The sequence below is a fragment of the Pseudoalteromonas sp. P80D2 genome, assembly GCF_036680945.1.
Lineage (GTDB): Bacteria > Pseudomonadota > Gammaproteobacteria > Enterobacterales > Alteromonadaceae > Pseudoalteromonas > Pseudoalteromonas shioyasakiensis.
This window is the reverse complement of record NZ_JAZDAR010000047.1, coordinates 483,687-485,490: the sequence shown is the minus strand read 5'-3', so window position 1 is coordinate 485,490 and position 1,804 is coordinate 483,687. Positions and strand designations below refer to the sequence as shown.

The following is a 1,804-nucleotide window of genomic DNA, read 5'->3' as shown; positions in this document are numbered from 1 at the left end:
GGGGACACATAATGTGTCACTAGGACAACTGAATAGTTAGACTCGATTCAGACGAGCTTTAATAACACAGCACTTTAAGTAAGTGGCGCCGCCAAGAGATTCGTACTCTTGATAACGTCGTGAATAGATTGCGCGGTGTTCACCGCCCCACTACACATAACCTACTTGAATAAGTGGCGTCCCCAAGGGGATTCGAACCCCTGTTACCGCCGTGAAAGGGCGGTGTCCTAGGCCTCTAGACGATGGGGACACATAATGTGTCACTAGGACATTAAATGATAGTTTGACTCATATCGGAGTTAAGGTTACTAAAATAACATGCAAGTACTCGAGACTGACATATTTATTTATTTTCTTGGCAATTGCTCACTTACTAAGAGTAAGTGGCGTCCCCAAGGGGATTCGAACCCCTGTTACCGCCGTGAAAGGGCGGTGTCCTAGGCCTCTAGACGATGGGGACGCAGAAAACTGCAACCCTAGGACAAACACTATGCAAATCTGGTGGAGCTATGCGGGATCGAACCGCAGACCTCTTCGCTGCCAGCGAAGCGCTCTCCCAGCTGAGCTATAGCCCCGACTTGCATACACACCACCAATTAATGTTGGTTGTGTATCGCTGAGTGCGGGGCGCATTCTATGCAGCCCCCCAAATAAAGTCAACAGTTTTTTATCTAAGTTTATTTAAATGATTTAAATTTCAACAAGCTGACTAAATATCAATCCGTTACGGAGGTATTTTATACAAAGAGCTATCAAATTAGCTATTTTGGGCTAATTGCATTGTTGGTTTGTTATCAAAGGCTCTCTGCTTTTGAATTTACTCCCTTAGAAAAGGTATACATTTATATGCAAAATAAAGTTCATTATTTAAAGCTTTAAATAAAACGACTTCCCCCTTCCCTGCTTTGTTTTTAATAGTGCTAAGTAGAGTGTAATTAACTAATGCAAATTTATCGGTATGAAAAAACTGTTTTAAAAATTTACTGTATTCATATCATTTGGAATGATTTACCTAGGTCATAAAGCTATAGATCCAAGTCTAAATATAAGCTTATGAATATAAATTGCATATTTGTTCGCCAAAAAATGCTTAAATGCCATGTCATTGTTTATAAAAGCTGCATCTAACACATTTTTACTCATTCAAGTGTTGACACATTTACAACTCTATCTATAATAGCGCCCCACAACAACGCAGCAATGAGTTGTTTTAGATATGGGTCGTTAGCTCAGTTGGGAGAGCATCGCCCTTACAAGGCGAGGGTCACTGGTTCAAGTCCAGTACGACCCACCATTATTCCCTAATGGTGTTCATATCTAAATTCTTAATGGGTCGTTAGCTCAGTTGGGAGAGCATCGCCCTTACAAGGCGAGGGTCACTGGTTCAAGTCCAGTACGACCCACCATTTTAAAATGGTGTTTCATATTATAAAAATCTAAATGGGTCGTTAGCTCAGTTGGGAGAGCATCGCCCTTACAAGGCGAGGGTCACTGGTTCAAGTCCAGTACGACCCACCATTTACTTTCTGTTATTAAAGAAAGTCTCGGTGGTCCTTCCATTAAGATAATATGCTGTATGTAATATGGGTCGTTAGCTCAGTTGGGAGAGCATCGCCCTTACAAGGCGAGGGTCACTGGTTCAAGTCCAGTACGACCCACCACATATAAAACCTCCTTATTTTATCTCTAGTTTTCAAAAGCATCGCCACTCTTTACAAAACACAGGCTCGATGGTTCAAGTCCAGTACGACCCACCACATATAACAACCGCTTGTACTCTCTAACTTCTACTCTCTAACTTCTA

7 tRNA genes are annotated in these 1,804 nt (G+C 41.7%); 4 read left to right on the top strand and 3 right to left on the bottom strand.

Annotation, left to right across the window (positions count from 1 at the left end):
* Positions 1–174 precede the first annotated feature (174 nt).
* The 3 genes from VRK28_RS14260 to VRK28_RS14250 form a co-directional block, all read right to left on the bottom strand.
* A tRNA-Glu gene (locus tag VRK28_RS14260) sits at positions 175–250 on the bottom strand.
* Between the two features lie 134 nt (positions 251–384).
* Positions 385–460, bottom strand: a tRNA-Glu gene (locus VRK28_RS14255).
* Between the two features lie 39 nt (positions 461–499).
* Positions 500–575 (bottom strand) — tRNA-Ala (locus VRK28_RS14250).
* Between the two features lie 643 nt (positions 576–1,218).
* Here VRK28_RS14250 and VRK28_RS14245 point away from each other — a divergent pair.
* From VRK28_RS14245 to VRK28_RS14230, 4 genes are all read left to right on the top strand, one after another.
* Positions 1,219–1,294 (top strand) — tRNA-Val (locus VRK28_RS14245).
* 36 nt (positions 1,295–1,330) lie between these two features.
* Positions 1,331–1,406, top strand: a tRNA-Val gene (locus VRK28_RS14240).
* Positions 1,407–1,442: 36 nt separating this feature from the next.
* Positions 1,443–1,518, top strand: a tRNA-Val gene (locus VRK28_RS14235).
* Between the two features lie 67 nt (positions 1,519–1,585).
* Positions 1,586–1,661 (top strand) — tRNA-Val (locus tag VRK28_RS14230).
* The last annotated feature ends 143 nt before the right edge of the window (positions 1,662–1,804 follow it).